Here is a 1,545-nt window from a genome sequence, read left to right on the forward strand (position 1 = left end):
CGGAAAGCTTCCCTTCGCGGTCGTTTTGAAAACCAAAAAAAGAAACGTTTCGCTTACCTCCCAAAAGAAAGCGAGCTTCCTTTTGGGAAGCCCGCTCACATTTCACCATTTTTTTGGTTTATCCGTACCTCGGGTGGGAATCGAACCCACACGATATTGCTATCACTGGATTTTGAATCCAGCGCGTCTACCAATTCCGCCACCGAGGCCTGAGCGGTGTGCAAAACTAAAAAATAATTTCATTCCGGAACCCAAAATCCCCCCGAATATGCTTTAGCAACTCAAATAATTGTATAAATTTGCACCTCCTTTGAAATGAGGGAGTTCGCGAACTATAAACACCACTGAAAAGGCCATGTCCTATACTGTACCGGAACCAAAAATTTTTGCCTGTACACAGAGTAAAGCCCTGGGGGAAGCTATTGCCAAATCCTATGGGGCAGACCTGGGCAAAGTCATCACCTCCCGCTACAGCGACGGGGAATTCCAGCCTTCCTATGAAGAGTCCATCAGAGGTGCGCGGATTTTTGTGATCGGATCCACACATCCCGGAGCGGAAAACCTCATGGAAATGCTCTTGATGCTGGACGCTGCCAAGCGCGCTTCCGCCCGTCATATCACAGCTGTGATGCCCTATTTCGGGTGGGCCCGTCAGGATCGAAAAGACAAACCCCGGGTTCCTATCGCCAGTAAATTAGTAGCCAAAATGCTGGAGGCAGCCGGTGCTACACGAATTATTACCATGGACCTGCACGCAGACCAGATACAGGGATTTTTTGAAAAGCCGGTGGATCACCTCTACGGCTCCACCCTGTTCTTACCGTATGTAGAGAGCCTGAAATTGGAGAACCTCACCATCGCCTCTCCGGATATGGGAGGCTCGAAACGCGCCTATGCCTATTCCAAAGGTTTGGGAAGTGATGTAGTCATCTGTTACAAACAGCGTTCCAAGGCCAACCAGATTTCCCATATGGAACTCATTGGGGAAGTAGAAAATAAAAACGTCGTACTCGTAGATGATATGGTCGACACTGCCGGAACCCTTACCCGGGCGGCCGATCTCATGATCGAAAGGGGTGCCCTGAGCGTTCGGGCCATTACAACACATGGCCTGCTTTCAGGCAATGCAATTGAAAAAATTGAAAACTCGAAGTTGGAACAACTCATCATTACGGATTCTATTCCGGTGAGGGCCAACAGCGAGAAGCTCAAAGTGTTGAGCTGTGCGGATTTATTTGCAGATGTGATGCACCGCGTACACCACAACACCTCGATAGCTTCAAAGTTTATACTCTAGAATTTTAATTAAACATCATAATGAAATCAATTACAATCAAAGGATCAGAAAGAGAAAGCGTGGGCAAGAAATCGACCAAAGCCTTACGTAATGCTGGAAAGGTTCCTTGCGTGGTATACGGAGGGGAAGTACCTATTCACTTTTCAGCAGATGAATTGTCGTTTAAAGACCTGGTGTATACGTCAAACGCCCATACGGTGATTGTTAAGATGGAAGATGGCAGCAAAGTCCGGGCGGTAATGCAGGAC

1 protein-coding gene, 1 tRNA gene and 1 pseudogene are annotated in these 1,545 nt (G+C 47.7%); 2 read left to right on the top strand and 1 reads right to left on the bottom strand.

All coding sequences use genetic code 11. The features are described from left to right. Positions 1–125: 125 nt before the first annotated feature. A tRNA-Leu gene (locus WBV75_RS11860) sits at positions 126–209 on the bottom strand. Between the two features lie 146 nt (positions 210–355). On the opposite strand from WBV75_RS11860, the gene WBV75_RS11865 reads away from it, so the two are divergent. Together WBV75_RS11865 and WBV75_RS11870 are read left to right on the top strand one after the other, a co-directional pair. Further along, positions 356–1,297 (top strand): ribose-phosphate pyrophosphokinase, encoded by a 942-nt coding sequence (locus tag WBV75_RS11865; protein WP_424120804.1) that lies wholly within the window; start codon positions 356–358, stop codon positions 1,295–1,297. A 20-nt stretch (positions 1,298–1,317) separates the two neighbouring features. Beyond that, positions 1,318–1,545, top strand: a pseudogene (locus WBV75_RS11870) (50S ribosomal protein L25); the annotation flags it as partial.

It is taken from the genome of Robiginitalea sp., from assembly GCF_049588695.1.
In the GTDB taxonomy this organism is placed as follows: domain Bacteria; phylum Bacteroidota; class Bacteroidia; order Flavobacteriales; family Flavobacteriaceae; genus Robiginitalea.